This window comes from Nocardiopsis sp. TNDT3 (assembly GCF_003427465.1).
In the GTDB taxonomy this organism is placed as follows: Bacteria; Actinomycetota; Actinomycetes; order Streptosporangiales; family Streptosporangiaceae; genus Nocardiopsis; species Nocardiopsis dassonvillei.
On the sequence record NZ_QPFC01000372.1, the window covers coordinates 1 to 1,981 of the forward strand.

Below are 1,981 nucleotides of genomic sequence, written 5' to 3' on the forward strand. Positions count from 1 at the left end.
GGCCGGAACCCGTGGGCACACCACCCGGCCCGGGCGGACGGCCGACACCCGACTGCCAACCCGACTGCCAACACCAGACCGCCAAGGAGAGAGCATGACCGAGCAGAGCCCGTGGCCGACGCGGAGGGCGGGGCGGCAGACCGTCCTGGCCCAGTTCGGCCAGGCCCGAGCCGACCTGATGCAGTGGGCGCTGACCACCGGTGACGTGCTCGCCGACGCGGTCGTCGCCGAGATGCACGAGATCGGGATGCCACAGGCCAGGCCCGTGGTGAACAAGGGCATCCGGGAGGGCCTGACCTCCCTCACCGACCCGCCCCCGGCACTGGAGGCGCTGCTGCGGCAGACCGAGAGCCCGCCCGGCTACGTGGACGACGCCCTGCTCGACCAGGGCCCCATGCCGTTCTACACCTCGCCGCCGCCGGTGCACATCATCGCGCTCAACGCGGGCTCCCTGATCCGGGTCTACGAGTCGCCGTCGATCTCCGAGGTGCTGACGACGACGGGTCGGCTGGTCGAGTCCGCGCAGCGGCGCATCCAGGAGACCGGGGCTTGGCTCACCCGGACCATGCTGCCCGGCAGCCTCCGCGTCGGACAGCCGGGTTACGTGGCGACCCTGGAGGTGCGGATACTGCACGCGCACATGCGAAGGCTCGCGCTGAACCGCGGCTACGACAGCTCGGCGGACGGCTGCCCGATCAACCAGGTCGACCTGGGGCGGACCTGGATGGACTTCACCCTGACCGCCTACACCGCCGAAGAACTTCTCGGGTTCGGGCTGAGCAGCCGCGAGCAGGCCGACCTGTACCGCTACTGGTGGTACGTCGCCCACCTGCTGGGGATCGACGCGCGCCTGGTCGAGGGGATCACGGGCAACGAGGCCGCCGCACGCCTGGACGCCGTGTTCCAGGCCGTGACCGGACCGGCAACGGAGGAGTCGGCCGTGCTGGCGGACGCGACGCTGGCCTCGGCGACCTCCGCCCTGCACGCGATGCTCAAGGTTCCCGGCGAGCTGGCCCGACCGGCGCTGAACGCGATCGCCCGCCGCATCCACGGCGACGGAGCGTGCCAGGACCTGCGGATACCTCCGGCCCCGATCGCCGACGCGTGGCTGGGCCCGGTGCTGTCCGGGTTCGCGCTGGCGCGCGAACACCGCCGCAGGGACCCGAGGCGATGGCAGGCCGCGATCGACCAGAACCTGGCGGCCGCCCGCGAGCTGGTGGCCAGGCCCGGCCAGCCGACCGCCTACCAGCGCGGCGCCACCGGCGCCGAGGACTGAGGGGTCGGCCGCGAGTACGGGCGTTAGGGGCCGGAGGGGTTCCAGCAGACCAAGGGGCCGGTGTTCGGCACCGACACTGTCGGCCCCGGTGGGTACCGCTGACGGAAGCGGGGCGGTCCGCGAACTACTGCTGGCGGGGGTCCTGGTTCCAGGAGCCGTGCTGCGGTGGCTGCTGCCCGTAGGGCTGCTGCGGGTACTGCTGGGGCGGGTAGTAGCCATGGTTCACCTGATGGTGCGGATGGTGGGTGTACTGCTGGGCATGCCCCTGACCGGCGGCCTGGGCGTGGAACGCGAAGAACCACCGGGACACGGGCCGGTGCAGCAGGACCGCTCCGGTGATGGCCAGGGGGAACAGGAGCAGCGCCCAGAGGACGCTGTTTCCGCCGAGCAGCATCATGGACTGCAGCACGATCTGGATGATGAGGACGACCTTGGCCATGGTCCGGGCCCAGGAACGGCCGCGGGTGACGGGGAACGCCGCCACCGCCATGAGCACGCCGATGACGGTGTGGGGCAGCGAGGCGCCGAACGCGTACCCGGGATCGACGCCGAACATGGGCGCGGTGGTCATGTTGATGACGAGCACGGCCAACGAGATGGCGGCGGAGCTCCAGAGCACCGCGGCCAGGCCGCGTACCGGCCCGGGGACGGGGATCCGCTCCGGGAACGCGGTCGGGCCTTGCTGTGGGGGCTGGGGTCGCATGG

The 1,981-nt window shown here is 72.0% G+C and carries 2 protein-coding genes; one reads left to right on the forward strand and one right to left on the reverse strand.

The genetic code is table 11. The features are described 5' to 3' along the window. The first annotated feature begins 94 nt into the window (after window positions 1-94). Window positions 95-1,276 carry an oxygenase MpaB family protein gene (locus tag DQW06_RS09880; protein ID WP_071621781.1) on the forward strand — a complete coding sequence of 394 codons (1,182 nt, stop codon included), beginning with the start codon at window positions 95-97 and terminating at the stop codon, window positions 1,274-1,276. 124 nt (window positions 1,277-1,400) lie between these two features. On the opposite strand, the gene DQW06_RS09885 is transcribed toward DQW06_RS09880, so the two are convergent. Next, on the reverse strand, window positions 1,401-1,981 hold a 581-nt coding region (locus DQW06_RS09885), incomplete at its 5' end, for a hypothetical protein (RefSeq protein WP_232238650.1).

Excerpts from the sequence above, each read along its gene's own strand:
- DQW06_RS09880 (WP_071621781.1), top strand. The coding sequence starts at position 95 with ATGACCGAGCAGAGCCCGTGGCCGACGCGGAGGGCGGGGCGGCAGACC.